Annotated in this window: 18 protein-coding genes; 8 read left to right on the forward strand and 10 right to left on the reverse strand. The window is 64.8% G+C overall.

From position 1 onward, the window contains the following. Positions 1 to 120: 120 nt before the first annotated feature. Positions 121 to 1542, reverse strand: coding sequence for an extracellular solute-binding protein (locus AC3IT0_RS16795; protein WP_489320817.1), 1422 nt, complete (start codon positions 1540 to 1542; stop codon positions 121 to 123). A gap of 187 nt (positions 1543 to 1729) precedes the next feature. On the opposite strand from AC3IT0_RS16795, the gene AC3IT0_RS16800 reads away from it, so the two are divergent. Continuing rightward, entirely contained in the window at positions 1730 to 2638 is a 909-nt protein-coding gene (locus AC3IT0_RS16800; RefSeq protein ID WP_489320818.1) for a phosphatase PAP2 family protein, read from the forward strand. 51 nt (positions 2639 to 2689) lie between these two features. Here the strand turns inward: AC3IT0_RS16800 and AC3IT0_RS16805 are convergent, their stop codons facing one another. Genes AC3IT0_RS16805 through AC3IT0_RS16820 form a run of 4 tightly spaced genes read right to left on the reverse strand, consistent with a single transcriptional unit; the run spans position 2690 to position 4932 of the window. Next, positions 2690 to 3454, reverse strand: a complete 765-nt coding sequence (locus tag AC3IT0_RS16805; protein ID WP_489320819.1) for an ABC transporter permease — start codon at positions 3452 to 3454, stop codon at positions 2690 to 2692. Then, positions 3451 to 4239, reverse strand: a complete 789-nt coding sequence (locus AC3IT0_RS16810) for an ABC transporter ATP-binding protein (RefSeq protein WP_489320820.1) — start codon at positions 4237 to 4239, stop codon at positions 3451 to 3453. The genes AC3IT0_RS16805 and AC3IT0_RS16810 overlap by 4 nt, the downstream gene beginning before the upstream one ends. Continuing rightward, positions 4236 to 4601 (reverse strand): DUF1048 domain-containing protein, encoded by a 366-nt coding sequence (locus tag AC3IT0_RS16815; protein ID WP_489320821.1) that lies wholly within the window; start codon positions 4599 to 4601, stop codon positions 4236 to 4238. The genes AC3IT0_RS16810 and AC3IT0_RS16815 overlap by 4 nt, the downstream gene beginning before the upstream one ends. A 1-nt stretch (position 4602) precedes the next feature. Beyond that, positions 4603 to 4932, reverse strand: a complete 330-nt coding sequence (locus tag AC3IT0_RS16820) for a PadR family transcriptional regulator (RefSeq protein WP_489320822.1) — start codon at positions 4930 to 4932, stop codon at positions 4603 to 4605. A gap of 211 nt (positions 4933 to 5143) precedes the next feature. Here AC3IT0_RS16820 and AC3IT0_RS16825 point away from each other — a divergent pair, with 211 nt between their 5' ends. Beyond that, positions 5144 to 7126, forward strand: a complete 1983-nt coding sequence (locus tag AC3IT0_RS16825; protein ID WP_489320823.1) for an APC family permease — start codon at positions 5144 to 5146, stop codon at positions 7124 to 7126. Positions 7127 to 7129: 3 nt separating this feature from the next. Next, positions 7130 to 8551: a TrkH family potassium uptake protein gene (locus AC3IT0_RS16830; protein ID WP_489320824.1), complete on the forward strand. Its 1422-nt coding sequence runs from the start codon at positions 7130 to 7132 to the stop codon at positions 8549 to 8551. 87 nt (positions 8552 to 8638) lie between these two features. On the opposite strand, the gene AC3IT0_RS16835 is transcribed toward AC3IT0_RS16830, so the two are convergent. The 4 genes from AC3IT0_RS16835 to AC3IT0_RS16850 all read right to left on the reverse strand — a co-directional run bounded on the left by AC3IT0_RS16835 (position 8639) and on the right by AC3IT0_RS16850 (position 12514). After that, positions 8639 to 9475: a hypothetical protein gene (locus tag AC3IT0_RS16835; RefSeq protein ID WP_489320825.1), complete on the reverse strand. Its 837-nt coding sequence runs from the start codon at positions 9473 to 9475 to the stop codon at positions 8639 to 8641. A 304-nt stretch (positions 9476 to 9779) separates the two neighbouring features. Beyond that, positions 9780 to 11252, reverse strand: coding sequence for an APC family permease (locus AC3IT0_RS16840; protein WP_489320826.1), 1473 nt, complete (start codon positions 11250 to 11252; stop codon positions 9780 to 9782). Between the two features lie 341 nt (positions 11253 to 11593). Further along, positions 11594 to 11881 carry a hypothetical protein gene (locus tag AC3IT0_RS16845; protein WP_489320827.1) on the reverse strand — a complete coding sequence of 96 codons (288 nt, stop codon included), beginning with the start codon at positions 11879 to 11881 and terminating at the stop codon, positions 11594 to 11596. 12 nt (positions 11882 to 11893) lie between these two features. Continuing rightward, positions 11894 to 12514, reverse strand: a complete 621-nt coding sequence (locus AC3IT0_RS16850) for a nucleotidyltransferase domain-containing protein (protein ID WP_489320828.1) — start codon at positions 12512 to 12514, stop codon at positions 11894 to 11896. 356 nt (positions 12515 to 12870) lie between these two features. Between AC3IT0_RS16850 and AC3IT0_RS16855 the strand changes: the two genes are divergently transcribed. The 4 genes from AC3IT0_RS16855 to AC3IT0_RS16870 all read left to right on the forward strand — a co-directional run bounded on the left by AC3IT0_RS16855 (position 12871) and on the right by AC3IT0_RS16870 (position 15238). Further along, positions 12871 to 13461 (forward strand): TasA family protein, encoded by a 591-nt coding sequence (locus AC3IT0_RS16855; RefSeq protein ID WP_489320829.1) that lies wholly within the window; start codon positions 12871 to 12873, stop codon positions 13459 to 13461. An 83-nt stretch (positions 13462 to 13544) separates the two neighbouring features. Next, a complete protein-coding gene (locus AC3IT0_RS16860) occupies positions 13545 to 14219 on the forward strand; it encodes a signal peptidase I (RefSeq protein ID WP_489320830.1) in 675 nt (224 codons plus the stop codon). A gap of 16 nt (positions 14220 to 14235) precedes the next feature. Continuing rightward, entirely contained in the window at positions 14236 to 14664 is a 429-nt protein-coding gene (locus tag AC3IT0_RS16865; RefSeq protein WP_489320831.1) for a hypothetical protein, read from the forward strand. 214 nt (positions 14665 to 14878) lie between these two features. Further along, positions 14879 to 15238, forward strand: coding sequence for a ribbon-helix-helix protein, CopG family (locus AC3IT0_RS16870; protein ID WP_489320832.1), 360 nt, complete (start codon positions 14879 to 14881; stop codon positions 15236 to 15238). A gap of 7 nt (positions 15239 to 15245) precedes the next feature. Here the strand turns inward: AC3IT0_RS16870 and AC3IT0_RS16875 are convergent, their stop codons facing one another. Then, positions 15246 to 16463, reverse strand: a complete 1218-nt coding sequence (locus AC3IT0_RS16875; protein ID WP_489320833.1) for an MFS transporter — start codon at positions 16461 to 16463, stop codon at positions 15246 to 15248. A 121-nt stretch (positions 16464 to 16584) separates the two neighbouring features. On the opposite strand from AC3IT0_RS16875, the gene AC3IT0_RS16880 reads away from it, so the two are divergent. Continuing rightward, positions 16585 to 16926, forward strand: coding sequence for a hypothetical protein (locus tag AC3IT0_RS16880; RefSeq protein ID WP_489320834.1), 342 nt, complete (start codon positions 16585 to 16587; stop codon positions 16924 to 16926). The last annotated feature ends 33 nt before the right edge of the window (positions 16927 to 16959 follow it).

Raw genomic sequence — 16959 nt, forward strand, 5'->3', positions numbered from 1 at the left:
CAAGCCAACGCTGGCTGTGCCGGCCGGACTCTTTCTGGGAGGTGCCGGGTGTTGCCGGTTTGGCGGCCTGCTTTGGTTTCGCGTGCGGCTTTGGCCGCTCCCGGCGAGGGATGGTGGTGCTCACGACTGCCTCCTCAGGGCCAGTTCAAGATCGCGCTGCATGGACTCGAGGGCCTGCTTGAGCTGGCGCTCGTCGCCGCTGACGGCCAGCGAGACGTTTTTCATCAGGGCCGTTTCGACGGCGGCCTGCTGCGGCGGCGCCGGGATGGGGCCCGTGGTGGGGTACTTGTCCAGCGTGTCGTAGAAGACCTTCCAGTGCGCCGGGCCCTTGCCTGCGTACAGGGCCTCGTTGACCATGGAGCGGCGGGCGGGGGTGGTGACCGGGTTGGGGAAGATCAGCTCCATGGCCTCGCGGCTGGCACTGAACTTGATCCATTCCCAGGCGGCGTCCTTGTCCTTGGCGGTTTTCATGATGGCGTAGCCGGCCGTGCCGAACTGGTGCCGCTGCGTCCGCCACTTGGGGAAGAACGCGACGTCGTAGTCGTTCTCCTTCATGCCGGCCTCGTGCAGTCCCTGGACCCAGTAGCCGCCGGCCGGGGTGGTGCCGATCCGGTTGGAGGCGAAGAGTCCCACCAGGGAACTGCCGCCGCCTTCCTCGGGCCGGACACCGAGGCCGTCCTTGACCAGGCCACGGAGGTAGTCGAAGGTCTCGAATACGCGGGGGTCGTCCGCGTTGGGTTCCAGCCACTGGTAGCCGCCGGAGCGCAGGCCGCGGGAGGGGTCGTTGGCGTAGAAGGAGTCCCAGAGCCAGTCCCCGCCGGTGGACCGGGTCTCCTTCAGGAAGCTGGTGTCGTTGGCGTAGAGCCAGGGCACCACGCCGCCGAAGAGCCGATTGGTCCAGTAGTACGGGGTGAAGTCGGACGGCCGGGCCTTGCGCATCGCGGCGAGGCTGTTGCGGAAGTCCACGTTGGTCCAGTCGTCCGCGGGGCGGTCCAGCCCCGCCTGCGCGAAGGCGGTGGTGTTGTAGTACATGTTGGCGGCGTTCCAGTCCATGGGGAGCTGGAAGAGGCTGCCCTTGTACATAAAGGCCTCCACCAGGCTGGGGTGGACGTCGTCGAAGAACTCGGCCATGTCCGCGGCGTCGCGGCGCAGGTATTCGTCCAGCGGGTGGGCCAGCTTGTCGGCGAAGAGCTGCGCGCCCTCGGTGGCGACGTAGACGACGTCGGGCGGTGTGCCGGCGGCCACCATGGTGAGGATCTTGGTGAAGAAGTCTTTCCAGTCCACGGCCTGGATGGCCTGGACCTTGACCCGGATGTCCGGGTGGAGGCGGGTGAACGCGTCGATGGCACGCTGGCGCGCGGCGGCATCGGCGGCGGTCCCCATGATGGCAATGCTGAGGCTGTTGTCGCCCCGCCCGGGAATGTCGGTTCCGGAGAGCCGGGGCCACGATGCCACCGTTGCTCCCACAATTCCTACTCCCAGGGCACCCAGGGCGGTCCGGCGTGAGAATTCACGCAGGCGGCCATTTGTGGCACCGGTCATATCAATTTCCTTCCTAACACGTGTGAGGTAGCTTATGGCGCCGACCTAACACGTGTCAAGTGTCACATCCAAGCCAACCCCGCCCACCCAACTAGCTCGCACTTAACGTCGTCATTCCGCGTTTTCACGACGTTAAGTGCGAGCTAGTTGGGCGAGGGCTCCCAGTTTTCTGTGACACCCTTAACCGATGACCATTCCACGCCAGGCACCGCCGCGGACCCCGGCCCGCCCCACCCCGGGCTCCGGCTTTATGTTCGCGTTCGCCTGGCTCGCCTGCGTCGTCGGCCTGGTCGCCACTTACTACTACTTCGTCCAGACCACCACGGGCCAGTTCATCGATGAATCCGCGCTGGTCGAAGCCGTGGACATCCACGGGCCCGCGGGCAAGGCAGCCACCGAGTTCCTGGACTGGCTGCCCACCATCTCACTGGTGGTGGCCGCCGTCGTGATCCTGTTTGTCACGGTGATCCGGCGGCGGTGGTCTGCTGCCGGGATTGCAGTCACCGCATGCATCGGCGCGAACATCGCCACGCAGGTCCTGAAGGAAGTGCTGCCCGCCCGCCCGGACAAGGGGGTAGTGACGCTGGAGCTGAACTCGCTGCCGTCCGGCCACACCACGCTGGCGGCGTCGGCTGCGGCGGCGGTGTTCCTGATGGCCTCGCCGCGGTGGCGTCCGCTGGCCGGTTTTGTGGGCGGCACGTTCGCGATCGCTTCCGGGGTATCCACGCTGATCAACCAGTGGCACCGCCCGGCCGACGTCGTCGCAGCCTTCCTCTTGGTGGGCGCGTTTATGATCCCCGCCGGCTGGCTGATCATGCGGAACGGCGCCGCGTGGAACGTGTGGGACGGCTTCGGCAGGCATGTGGGCTCGGCGAAAATCTGGCTCACGCTGCCGGTGGTGATCGGCCTGGCTTCCGCGGGGGTGGCGGTGTATTCGCTGGCCAGGATCGCCCCGGGCCCGCTCCAGGAGGGCAGCTCCACCAACTACTTCTGGGCCGGGATCTCGCTCATCGTGATCGCCGGGTACCTGGCCACCGTGGCCACCACGTCCCTGTTCGCATATGCCGCACGACGGCGGGACTCACCAACGCGCTGAGCGCGCCAGCCGCCGTCAGCGGGCGACGGCGGACGACGGCGGGATGGCGCCTTAGGTGATTTTGCGCCGATAGGCGGTCATGGCGAAGAAGTAGGCGAGAACGAGGCCGCCGAGGCACCAGGCGAGGGCGATCCAGATGTCGTTGCCCACCGGCTGCTGTGCAAACAGATCCTGGATGGTGTTGACGATCGAGGTGACGGGCTGGTTCTCGGCGAACCAGCGGACCGGACCCGGCATGGTCTCCGTCGGGACGAAGGCGGAGCTGATGAACGGCAGGAAAATCAGCGGGTAGCTGAACGCGCTCGCGCCGTCCACGGTCTTCGCGGAGAGCCCGGCGATCACGGCCAGCCAGGTCAGGGCGAGCGTAAACAGGACCAGGATGCCGGCGACTGCAAGCCAGGCGCCCACGGAGGCTCCGGTGCGGAAGCCCATGAGGAGGGCCACGCCGACGACGATCGCGACCGAGACGAGGTTGGCAACCAGCGAGGTGAGCACGTGCGCCCAGAGCACGCTCGACCGCGCGATGGGCATGGACTGGAAGCGTTCGAAGATGCCGCCCTGCATGTCGAGGAACAGGCGGTAGGCGGTATATGCGATGCCGGACGCGATCGTGATCAGCAGGATGCCGGGGAGCATGTAGTTGATGTACGACTCGTCGGAACCGGTGTTGATCGCGCCGCCGAGCACGAACACGAACAGCAGCATCAGCGCGATCGGGGTGACCGCTGTGGTGATGATCGTGTCGGGGCTGCGGAGGATGTGGCGCAGCGACCGGCCGGTGAGGACGCCGGTGTCGCTGAGGACGTGGGTGGTCATCGGGATGCCTCCTTGTTCTCTTCCTGCTCTTCAGCCGTCTCGCCGACGAGCGCCAGGAAGACGTCTTCGAGGGAGGGCTGCTTCTCGACATACTCGATCTCAGCCGGCGGCAGCAGCCGCTTGAGCACCTCGAGCGTGCCGTTCTGGATGATCGTGCCCTTGTGCAGGATCGCGATGCGGTCGGCGAGATGCTCTGCCTCGTCGAGGTATTGCGTGGTGAGCAGCACTGTTGTGCCGTTGTCCGCGAGCTCCTTGACGGTCTGCCACACGTCGATGCGCGCCTGCGGGTCGAGCCCGGTGGTCGGCTCGTCGAGGAAGATGACCGACGGGTTGCCGATCAGGCTCATGGCGATGTCCAGCCGGCGGCGCATGCCACCGGAGTACGTGGCCACTTTTCGCGGGCCTGCATCGGTGAGGTTGAAGCGTGCCAGCAGGCCGTCCGCCACCCCGCCCGGATCCTTCAGGTGCCGCAGCCTGGCCACCAGCACCAGGTTCTCCCGGCCCGACAGGATCTCGTCGACGGCGGCGAACTGCCCGGTCAGGCTGATGGACTCCCGGACGTGGAGCGCCTCCGCCGCGACGTCGAATCCGTTCACGGTGGCCGTGCCGGCATCGGCTTTCAGGAGAGTGGACAGGATCTTCACTATCGTCGTCTTGCCCGCTCCGTTGGAGCCGAGCAGCGCGAAGATGCTGCCGGCCGCCACCTCGAAGTCCACACCGCGCAGCACGTGCAGATCCTTAAAGGACTTCTCCAGGCCCTGCACCCGGATTGTCGTCGCCGTCATGATCCTGCCTCCTTCGCCTTATCGACCGCCTTGGTGAGGCGCTCGCGTTCCTTATCAATCCAGCGCTTTCCGCCGTATGCCTGGGCGAAGCTTTCGGCGAACTCGATAGGATCTTCGCCGACGATCTCACTCACGGGCGTGCCGTCGATGGCGGCGCGTTCCCACAGGTCCGCGAGGTCCGTGTGCATCTGCACGATCGTGTCCCCCTCGGTGACCCCGCCGTAGTACATGAAGTACCGGTTGAAGGCGTTCGCCACTGAGAGGTAGGGCTCAGGCAGGGCGTCCAGCCGTGCCTTGGCCTGCTTGTACTGCTTCTTCTGCTCGAGCGAGCCGGTCACCAGCTCGATCCATTTTGCTGCCATGTCACTTTCCTCCCTTGCGGAGCTGTTCCAGCCGTTCGGACAAGAAGCTCCATGTGTTCCAGAATTCGTCCAGTTCCTGGTGGCCCTGGGTGTTGAGGGTGTACACCTTGCGCGGGGGGCCCTTCTCGGATGGCCGCTTCTCAACGTCCACCAGGCCCTTCTGCTCGATCCTGACGAGCAGCGCGTACACGGTGCCCTCGGCGATATCGGGGAAGCCCTGCGCCCGGAGTTGCGTGGTGATTTCGTATCCGTACGCCGGGTTCCCGGTCAGGAGGGCCAGGACAATGCCCTCCAGTGTCCCTTTGAGCATCTCGGTCATTTGTTTGCCCACTGGATGCCTCCTTCGACTACTCAGTGTTACTAGCTACCAGTACATAGTAGCGCTAAGTAGCTGGAGTGCAAGCCCCTAATACACCCCCGTTTGCAGGCGTTAAGGATGCGTTAAGATCCCGCGTTTTCCCGCAAAGGGCCCTCGGCCCGGTGCTACGCTCCGTTGGTTATTCACCCCAATCCCGCCTGCGCGGGGTACAGAAAGTAACCCGTTGACTGCACCCACCCGCTTCTCCATTCCCGCCAGCGTTCCCAACCCCGAACGCGACGGCGGACCCGGAAACCGGCTCACGCGGTGGCTGCTCGAGCACACTGTGCACCAGCCGGTGGGCCCGGAAAGTGCTGAGAACCAGGTTCCCACCCACAGCTGGTGGAAGGTCATGTGCCTCACCGGGGTGGACTACTTTTCCACGCTCTCCTACCTGCCCGGCATCGCCGCCCTCGCCGCCGGGGCGCTCTCCCCGTTGGCTACCTTGCTGATCGTCGGCCTGACCCTGCTGGGCATGCTGCCGATGTACCGACGGGTGGCCCACGAGAGCCCGCACGGACAGGGATCGGTGGCCATGCTGGAAAAGCTCCTGCCGTTCTGGCGCGGCAAAATCTTTGTGCTCATCCTGCTCGGCTTCGTAGCCACCTCCTGGATCATCACCATCACCCTCTCCGCCGCCGACGCCACCGTCCACATGCTCGAGAACCCCTACCTGCCGCCCTTCCTGGACGGTCAGGCAGTCGCCATCACCGTGGTACTCCTGCTCATTCTGGGCGGGGTGTTCCTGCTCGGCTTCTCCGAAGCGGTGGCCGTCGCCATCCCCCTCGTGGCCATCTTCCTGGGGCTAAATGCCGTCATCATCGGGGTGGGACTGTACGACGCCGTCACTCAGCCTGGTGCCATGGCTGACTGGACGGCGGCGCTCACCTCCTCAGGAACCGGCTTCGGCGATATCGCCGGACCCGCCCTGCTCGCCTTCCCGCTGCTGGTCCTGGGGCTTTCCGGTTTCGAGACCGGCGTCAGCATGATGCCGCTGGTCGCGGCCACCGGCGCCACCGCCGAGGAACGCCTGGCCGCCCGCGTCCGCAACACCCGGAAACTGCTCACCGCAGCCGCCCTGATCATGAGCGTGTACCTCCTGGGCAGCAGTTTCGTGACGACGGTGCTGATCCCCGCTGAGGCCTTCCAGGCAGGCGGCGAGGCGAACGGCCGCGCCCTCGCCTACCTGGCCCACGAGCTGCTCGGCAACGGCTTCGGCTCTGTCTACGACGTCAGCAGCATCCTGATCCTGTGGTTCGCCGGCGCGTCCGCCATGGCAGGGCTGATCAACATCGTTCCCCGCTACCTTCCGTCCTACGGCATGGCCCCGGACTGGTCCCGCGCCGTGCGCCCGGTGGTGCTGGTGTACACCGCCATCAGCATCCTGATCACCATCGGTTTCAACGCCGACGTCAATGCCCAAGCCGGCGCGTACGCCACCGGCATCCTGGCCATGATGGTCTCCGGCGCCGTCGCGGTCAGCATCTCCGCCGCCCGCAGCAAGAGGCGGCGCGCCGCCGTCGGCTTCACCATCCTGACCCTGATCCTGCTCTACGCGCTGGGGGCCAACGTCATCGCCAAGCCGGATGGCCTGGCAATATCCGGCTTCTTTATCCTGGGCATCATTGTGGTTTCCCTCGTCTCCCGGGTCAGCCGCACCACCGAGCTCCGGGTCCACAACATCGAATTCGACGACGAAGCCCGCCGCTTCATCACCGACACGCTGGATTTTGACGGGCGGATCAACCTGATCGCGAACCGCCCGCAGGCCCGCGACGCCGCAGAATACCGTGAGAAGGAAGCCGAGCAGCGCGAGAATAATCCCGTGCCCGGCACTGCCGATGTGATCTTCCTTGAAATCGAGGTCACCGACCCTTCGGGTTTCAGCGATGTCCTTGAGGTGCGCGGCATCGAAGTGGACGGGCACCGCGTGCTCCGCGCCGAAAGCCCGGCCGCACCCAACGCCATCGCCGCCATCCTGCTGGCCCTCCGCGACGCCACCGGTGTCAGGCCGCACGCGTACTTCGAGTGGGCTGAAGGCAACCCCCTGGCGCACCTCATGCGCTACCTGCTGCTGGGCCGGGGCGACACCGCCCCCGTGGTCCGCGAAATCATCAGGGAAAACGAACCGGATCCTGACCGCCGCCCCGGCATCCACGTGGGCTAGGCCATGTCCCTGAGCAGGTTCCGGAATGGCGCGCCGGCGCCACCCCCGCGGAACAAGCGGCTCCCCGGTAAGGGAACCGACAACGCCGTCCGGCGGGCCCTCCTGCACCCGGTCCGCTCCGTCCCCCTGGCGTTCCTGGCCGTCATCATCCTGGGAGCATCGCTGCTGATGCTGCCGCTGGCCCGGACCGGCAGCGAGCCTTCGGCCGATCCCCTGATGGCCGCCCTGTTCACGTCCGTGTCGGCTGTCTGCGTTACCGGGCTGATTACGGTGGACACCGCCACGTACTGGACCCCGTTCGGGCAGACCGTGATTCTGGGACTGATCCAGGTGGGCGGGTTCGGCATCATGACGCTGGCGACGCTCCTGGCCTTGCTGGTCCGAAAAAGCATCGGCCTGCGCGGGCAACTGGTGGCGCAGTCCGAAACGCACACGCTCAACCTGGGCGACGTCCGCGCCGTGCTGCTCCGCGTGGCGAAGCTCATGCTCGGCATGGAGGCTGCCACCGCCGCGGTCCTGACCGGCCGTTTCTGGCTCGCCTACGACCAGAACCCTGCCACGGCGCTGTGGCATGGTGTGTTCCACGCCGTCTCGTCGTTCAACAATGCCGGCTTCGCGCTGTACAGCGACAGCCTTATCGGCTTCGCGGAGGACCCCTGGATCATCGTCCCCATCTGCCTGTCGATCATCGCGGGCGGCCTCGGGTTCCCGGTCATCATCCAGCTGCTCCGGGGAAACGTCAAAGCCAAGGGCTGGAGCGTCCACCTTCGCCTGACCGTTTACGGCACCCTGCTGCTCCTCGTCCTTGGCATCACGCTGTTCGCGGCCTTCGAATGGAACAGGGACGAAACACTCGGCGGCCTGTCCCTGACCGGCAAACTGCTCGGCTCCCTGGCCGGCGGCGTCTTCCCCCGCACTGCCGGCTTCAACAGCATCGACTACGGCGCGGCGTCACCGGAGACCCTCATGGTCACCAACATCCTGATGTTCATTGGCGGCGGCAGCGCCGGCACCGCAGGCGGCATCAAGATCACCACGTTCCTGGTCCTGGGTTTCTCCATCTGGAACGAGATCCGCGGCCGCGACGAGGTGACCATAGCCCACCGTTCCATCAGCGCCTCCTCCCAGCGCCAGGCCCTGTCCGTGGCTCTGCTGGGTGTGGCCGCGGTGGTGGGCGGCACCCTGGCGCTGCTGATGCTGACCGACTACAGCCTGGAAAAGGTACTGTTCGAATCCATCTCCGCGTTCGCCACCGTGGGGATGAGCACCGGCATCACCTACAACCTTCCGCCGTCGGCAGAATGGGTGCTCATGGCATTGATGTTCCTCGGCAGAATCGGTACCGTGACGGTCGCGTCCGCGCTGGCCCTGTCGTCGCGGCCCCGCCTCTACAGCCTGCCGGAGGAACGCCCCATCATTGGTTAGCGCCGCCGTCGTCGTCCGGTTTGAAAAGTACGACGGCGGGACGCGCCTGGGCGCTGAACGCGCCATCCGAGTCCGGCGGCAGGATCGTCAAACGCGCCGCGCGATCCAGGCCTGGAGCGCGTCGGTGCTCCACGATGGTGCGCGCACCAGGATGATTTCCCGGTCCTCCCGGAGGACCTCGTGGACACCGTCCTCGCCGGATAGCTCGCGGACCAGCCGGTCGACCTCGGCCGACCGTTCGTGGGCGAGCTGATCGCCCAGACCAATCTCAAAGTCATACCCGCCCGGTTCGTCGCGGACGTCCTCAACCTCAACTAACGGTTCCGGCATAAGGGGTTCTGCAGTGACTCCCTCGGCCTGGTTTAGTTGTTCGATCAACCCCCGCGCATACGCGGCGATCGTGTCATCCGGCGACTCCCGGGTCCCGCGAAGGGCAGCGCGTGCGTCGCCGACGGGGAGCTCGGGCAGGAAGTTGTGGATCTCGCCCGTGCCGCTGACCAGCACCGGGTGGTTGTTGAACTGGTAGCGCTTGATGCGATGGTGGGCGATCTCCCACCGCGCCAGCGGCGCACCGTCCCGCACTACTGACGCGAGGTAAGACACCAGACCGTCCAGGAGCGCCAGCGACCCCAGAGACAGGGTCCGCTCTTCCTCGGTTGTGTACCGTTCCCACGACGGCCACGCCTCCCGCGGCACGGAAGCCGTGTCCGTCGCGCCGGGGGCGTCCCGTTTCGTGAGGCGGGAGAGCAACCAGCGCCACAGGGGAACGAGGCTCTCAGGGGTGCCGTCAAGGAGCGCAGCAGGGTCCTGGCCGTCGGCCACCAGCCGCTCCCGAAGCCGCACCAGCGCCGGGCCGCGTTCCTCGAGAAACTCCTGGAGCGCGGCGGCGGCCTCGGCTTTGGTCATATCGAGATAGTCAGTCATGGCAGATGAATAATGTAGGCGCGGCGCGCCGTCCCCCAATAAGCATCGTTGCTCCCCAGCAAGCGTACGGATATTGCTCCCACCGTACGCAGGCAATAATCAAAAGAATAGAGAAACCCTGCAAAGAATTACCTAAACAAGATGACAAGTTTCGTCATCAGCCAAATGCCTTCGCCTGCACGACGACGGGACGCACCAAGGCGCCTGACGGCACCGCAGGCGCGGGGACAGCGCGCGATGGCACCAGACTGCAGGCCTCAGTGTCCCAGGCGGCAGCGCCGTCGTCGGGCACCGTTAGAGGCGCCTAAACGTCATCCTTGCCGATGTTCTGGGTGCCCACGGGCTCGCCTTCAGTCCTGTTGGTCCGCCGATTGATCAGCCAGGTGATAAACCAAAGCACCACCCCGATCGCCATCAGACCCCCGGCGATCTGGTACTGGATGACGTTGCGGCCCACCCACGGCCCGGCGAGGAAGGCACACAGCAGGGCGGCAAGCAGCGGCAGCTGACCCGGCGACGTGAAGAACACCTTACGGTTGGGGTCGCGCTTGCGGCGAAGCACCAGGCAGGCCACGTTCACCACGGTGAAGACGCACAGCAGCAGGAACGCCGTGGTGCCGGAGAGGTTGGCGACGATGTTGCTCTTGGGGTCGCCGGTGACGTACCAGATCAGTCCCAGCGCGAGGACGGTGGAGAACAGGATGCCGGCCCACGGGGTGCGGCGGCCCGGCAGGACCTTCCCCAGGGCAGGCGGCAGGACGTTCTGGCGTGCCATGCCGTAGATCAGCCGGCTCGCCATCAGCATGTTGATCAGCGCGGTGTTGGCAACGGCGAAGACGGCGAGGAACGGGAAGACCCTGTCGATGGGGAAGTCCGGCGAGCCTTTGTGCACTACCTCCAGCAGCGCGGCGCCTTCTGCTTCCCGGATGTTTTCCAGCTCGGTGGGCGACAGCACGCTGACCACGGAGACGGCCACCAGCATGTAAAGGAGAACGGCGATGCCGAGGCCGGTCAGCATGGTCCGCGGGAAAATCTTCTCGGGGTGCTTGGTCTCCTCCACCATGTTCACCGAGTCCTCAAAGCCCACCATGGCGAAGAAGGCGATGGAGGTCGCCGCTGTGACTGCCAGGAACATGCCCTTGTCCTGGTAATCGTTGAAGACGAAGATTTCTCCGGCGTTCCCGGTGCCCTGCGTCATGACGTAGAAGCCGACGCCGATCACGATGGACAGCGCAATTACCTCCACCAGCGTGAGGACCACGTTGAACTTCACGCTCTCCCCCACGCCGCGCAGGTTGATCGCGGCCAGCAAGACCATGAAGCCCATGGCCACGGCGGTGATCACGCCCTGCGCCGGCATCTCCATCCAGCCGTTGATCCTCAGGCCGCCGAAGAAATTCTGGGCGAGGACATTCGCGGAGGTGGAGGCGCTGGTGATGCCGGAGCAGACCACGGCGAATGCCACGAGGAACGTGACGAAGTGGATACCGAAGGCTTTGTGCACATAGAGCGCCGCCCCTGCTGCCTGCGGGTACTGGGTGACCAGTTCGAGGTAGGAAAAGGCGGTCAGCGTCGCGACGACGAAGGCGAGCAGGAACGGCAGCCACACGATGCCGCCCACTGTCCCGGCCATGGTTCCGGTGACTGCGTACACGCCGGCGCCGAGGATGTCGCCAACGATGAACAGCAGGAGGAGCTTGGGGCCCAGGACCCGCTTGAGTTCGTGTGTCTCTGCCTCCGGAGTGACCGGAAAAACGTCGTCTGAAGTGGTGCTCATGGCTCTGACCTCCGCACACTCTAAATATCAACGCGGCCTACTTTAGGGTGATCCTTTCGCGCCACTTTGGCAACGTGTCCGGGGGCAGGAGCTAACTGGGGACTGACCCAGAAAATTACGACGACGGCCTCGGCTCGGTCGGTTGCGGCACCTCCCCGGCGAGGGGCGTGGCGAACCCCGCGGCCTTCAGGCCCAATCGAGGAAATCACCTGGTCGCGAGCGCGCGAAACTTCCTCAGCCGTACGCTCCTTGCCCTGGCCGTGGACGTTGACGTGCCGCTAACCCTGAGCCCGGAACTGAGGGACGCGACGTCAGATGCCACCCAGTTGGATGAGATGCATCTAGGCGAGCGCTGAGAGCACCAAGCTGTCCATCGCCCGCACGGCCTTCTTCAACTGTTCCGAGGTGACGGGGCTATATCCGTAGCCCGCGCGGGTTTTCATGCTTAACAGGTTTCCGAGGTGCTTCGCCGAGACCTCGTCCACTGACTTCAAGAGCATCACGGCATCTTTGTGGTCGTGCCCTTGGGCGTGTTGGCCAAGGGCCGCCACGCAGATGGCATCTGACGCTGCGATCCCCGCGTGTACGCACAGGGTGACAACGGCAGCCTCGGCGAACTGACTCGTCACCCGAGAGCGTTCTCATCCGGCAACTCCACTTTTTCGGACAACTTTCAGGAGCCAACCAGGCTCGCCCAGAATGGTCAGGCCGTCCCGAATGACGGAGTCAAAGACTGGCGCTGAGGCAATTTCGTTGGCCCTGTAGACCAATGGGCGTGCATCATTTCCCGTCCAAGCACCTATTCTCGCGGCAAGGTCGGCGATTCGGGCCTCCGCCAGGTCGTCGTCGACTGAGTCGGGAAGAGCAATGAAAATATCTATGTCACTGTCGGTTCGCATCTCGTTCCTCGCGGCCGAACCGAAGAGCATCACGTTTAGCGGAACGAATTCCCACGAAGCAACTTCGCTACGAATGCGGTCGACGAGAGTCAACTTGGCCGAGACCATGGCCAAAATGGCATCTGCAATCAGGTGCTCACGATTTAGTCGGAACGCGTGCGTCCTGCCCACAACGTCTTCCAGAACAACTCCCTGACTGGTGAGACGCTGCAATGCCTTGCGAACGCCGGCAAGGGAGCCGTCCTCCGGCAAGAGCTTCTGGATGCCCGGCGCAGTAAAGGTCGCGTCCGCTCGGCCGAGGACAAAGAGCACCCCCATGTCGAGCGATGGACTGAGCGCAGTAAGCGGATTCTGCAATCGCATCAATACCTCCAACGTCTACTATTGTAGGCATATATGCACAATAGTAGATGCAACGCCTCACGAGGGCGCCATTCGCGCGTTTCACGACGTTAAATGCGACCCAGTCGAGCCCGCCCATACCCCCGGGCGGACCGCCCTTTAGTCCATCAAATGGATCCCAATATGTACTTGACCTGCGGAAACGCCCAAATCTTGAGCAAACCTTGATTCAATACCCAGTCGTTCATTGATCGAGCCCGTGAAGAGTAATTCTCGCCAGCCCACGTGAGCCTGGCATTCACAGCCGGCCCGCTGGGGGGCGGCTGGCCCACTGGAGTGGGCGACGTCGATAAAGGACTTATCTCTTGGGCATCAGCATGAAAACCACTTCAGGCAAGATTCTGGCTTCCGCCGCACTGGTAGGCACCGCCGCCGCCGTTGCAGGCATGGGCACCTACGGTACGTTCACCTCCACAACTTCGGCGAATCAGGCAGTCACCGCCGGCACCGTTATCATCGCCCTCGGCGAAGCAGGCGACGCCAACACTCTGAACATCCCTGTTACTGGCCTCCTCCCGGGCGATGCCGTCGAGAAAATTGCCACCGTGAGCAACACTGGCAACTCGGCCCTGAACAGCATTACGCTCACGGGCAGCACCACCACCCCGTCGCTGTTGACCACGGACCCCGCATTCGGTCTGCAGCTGAAGGTTGAGTCTTGCAGCACCGGCTGGACTGGAACCGCCGCGCCTTATGGATGCTCCGTCGCCCCCACCGTCGTCCTGGCCACGACTCCGGTCATCGGCGTCAACGTACTTCCCGGTCTTGCTTCACTGGCTTCCGGCTCCACGGACACCCTCAAGGTGACCACGTCACTCCCCACAAGTGCACCCAACACCTTCCAGGGCGCCACCAGCACCATCAAGTTCGATTTCACCGGCACACAGCGTACCGGCGAGATCAAGTAGAGATCCCACCGTCTTGACGGTGTCATGAAGCCGGCACCGTCCCCAACACTCCACCGGACTCTCTCCCTTAGGGCTGGACAGCGATGAGCACAGTAACTGAAATTCCCAAGGCGGCTCCCAATGCCGCCCCGGTCACTGAGCTGTCCCGGCGTCCCCGCACCCCCCGCGGCGGCGCCGGGACCTCCATCCCTGCAAGCACCCGGGGGCGGAACCGTGGCGATACGCTGTTCAAAGCCAGCCTGCGGCGCGGACTCAGTGTCTTCACCACGGCAATGGTTGTCGTCGCGGTTGCTGCCTTCCTGTTTCTGGCTGTGGGCCCGCGTACGTTCGGCTATCAGACATCCACCATGCTCACCGGCTCGATGGCCCCGCTGATCATGCCGGGCGACGTTGTGGTCACGGTCCCCACGCCGGTCAGCAAGATCAGCGTCGGCGACGTCATCACATACCACATCCCCGTGGAGGACAACCGGGTGGAAACCCACCGCGTCACAGAGCTCCTCTCCAATGCGGACGGGACGACGGCGGTACGCACCAGGGGCGACGCCAACAACGGCGCTGACCCTTGGACCGCAACCCTCAATGGAGCGACCGTTGATCGGCACGTTTTCACCGTCCCCTACGTGGGCCAAGCCATCCGCACCCTGCGCCAGCCGGTTGTCCTCAACACCTTTATGTATGGGGCACCCGTTGTCCTGGTGATCGGACTCCTGGCCTCCATATGGCGTAAGGACTTGGAACCTGCTGGCAGTGAGTAGGCCACGTGCAGGTTCGGTGTCAAGGGTCATCGGCATCATTGGAGTACTCTTCTTCCTGCTCTTTGGCCTAGCCCTCGCCCCGGCAGCCAACGCCTCCTTTTCCGGACACGCACAGGCGGCTACGAGCTTCGCCTCGGCCAAGCTTCAGGCACCAGCCGAAAATCCGACGCGTATCGTCTGCGTCCTACTGGCGCAGAACACGAAAATTACTGTCAGAACCTACGGAGACGTCGACTACGCAAACGTCCACGAAATTAGGATCTACGTCGGATCGAGCAGTACCCCAGTTTTCACCGGCGTCCTCGAGACGAAAGGCCAGACAGTCTTGATGCTCCCTCGCATTGACGGTTCTTGGCGTGCCGAAATCAATGGCCAGTACAGGGTCCCTAACTCGACCAATATCTGGACCGGCCCTCCCCTGCTGCGGGACCTTGCCTGTGCCTGACCCTCAGTAATTCCGCCGGCGCCGCAGCCGGGGAAGCACGACGGCGAACACAGCTGCCGCCGCGAACCCGAGGATGCCGGTGGCTGAGAACCCCGCGCCGAGGGCGGCCAGCGCGTCAACGTTGCAATGATACGGGCCCGCGCAACTAATATTGTCTTGCAATACCATGATCCCGCAGGAAAATCCTGGACATCGCGGAAAGGGAGACGGAGAAGTGACAGCAACAAAGAAGGCCCAGGGCGGCCGCCGGCTCGACGCCGAAGAAGAGGCAGGCTACCAAGAACTCGCCACCTGGGCAGAGACCGCAGACATCGGGCCTGACGCCCGTATCAGCAAAGCCGAGGGTCCTGAAGCCGGCCGCTCGCTCCTGGAAGCAGCACTGGGCTCTCCGGAAGCAGTACGCCGTGCCGTCGGCAAACCCTCACTCAGCGCCAAAGGAACTTCGCCGTCCCGTTCCCTCAGGCTGCCAAAGGATTTGGATGCAAAGTTGGTGGAGCAGGCTCAAAAGGAACACCGGAACCCGTCGGCGATCATCCGAGATGCCCTGGCCGAATATCTGGCCAAAGCCTGCTGAAAGTCCCTTAGTAGTTCCGCCGGTGCCTCAGCCGCGGCAGCACAATGGCGAACACACCGGCCGCCGCAAACCCCAGCAGGCCGGTGGCTGAGACGCCGGCACCCAGAGTAAAAAGCGCAGTGACGCCGGAGAGCAGGACCGGCCCGCCGGTGGATCCTGCATCGGCGATAAACCGCCACAGTCCCAGGAACTGGCCGCGGCCGCGGTCGGGCGAGAAGTCGGCACCGAGCGTCATGATCAGGCCCGAGCTGATGCCGTTGCCGAAGCCAATCAGCAGCGACGCCAACAGCAGCCCACCAAAGGACGCAGACAAAGGGATGAGCAGCATCGCGATGCCCATGATGATGGTGGACGGGAGGGCCACAAACAGCCTGCCGCGGCGGTCCATCACCTTGCCGGCCGGGTAAAACACCAACATGTCGATCGCGCCGGACAGTCCGTAAATCACCGAAGCCTGGGCCGGATCCATGCCCAGATGGTCCGCCCACAGCGGGATGACCACCTGGCGGGACGCGCGCAGCGCACTCAGCAGCAGGACCCCCACCCCCAGCGTCAGGAACACGCGGGCATGCGAAACCGCCACGTTCCGCAGCGTCGGCTCCGGACCCTTGTGGCCGCCGTCGGGCGCTGGCGGGACCACCAGGTCCGGGATGGTGACAGCCAAAACGGCGGCAGCGGCCATGCCCACCACCCCCACCCAGTACGCTCCGGCGATCCCGGCGAACTGCATCACGCCGGCGCCAAGGAACGGCCCGATGAAGATGCCGATCCGGCTGACCCCGCCCAGCGTCGAGAGCGCCCGCGCCCGGAACTGGACGGGCACGGCTTCGGTGAGGTACTTCTGCCGCGCCAGGCTGAAGACGCTCACGGCCATCCCGACGACGGCCATCGCCACCGCGAGCAGCCACAGCCCGTTGGGAATCATGGATGAGATGGCGGCGGCCGCGAGCGCCAGGGCACCCACCGCGGCAGCGCCGACGATGGACCAGCGTTCGCCGAATTTGAGGGTAATGAGGGAGGCGGGCAGGTTGAAGAACCATGAGCCGAGCCCGATCAGCGTGACCATCAGCGCGGAGACTGCCACCGACGCGCCGAGGTCGCGGGCTGAGAGGACCACCACCGGGAGGACCGCGCCTTCGCCGATGCAGAACAGCAGCGCCGGCCCGAAGGCGGGGATTGCGATGCTTCGGAAGTTGAACGGTTGCGGGGTTCCTGGCGAAGTCATCAGATTTATCTTATGCCCGCCGGAAATTCGCCAGCTTTCAGGGGGTCACAAGCGGCCCCGCGAGGACTAACGTTTGCCTTGTGGGGCGCTTTCGCCTGCCCCGCACAGCCAAGGAGGTCTCATGGGTGAAGTGTGGATCCGCACCATCAACAACGGATTGGTCCGGGCCGACAAAGTTACGGAAATTGCGTCCACCCGGGGGTCCCTCCATGAGGATCACGGTTTTGCGCTGAAAGTCATCGTGGACGGCAAGGCCCACGTCGTCATTGACGACGGCGATCTGCCGGGCACGCTTGCCGAACGGCTGGAGCACGCGCAGCATCTGGAGGATGCCCTGCTGTTCGCCCTCGACGAGGCCCGCGAAGCCGACGCATCCATGGTGGTCTTCTTCGAGCCGGAGAGCGACCGGTGGGCCCTCGCCGCGGCGGCGGAGCTGGCCGGCGGGATTCCCGCCGTCGGATAGCGGCGTGGGACAACGCCCGACGGCGGCCCTCCA

The organism is Pseudarthrobacter sp. KH_020_B (assembly GCF_057840185.1).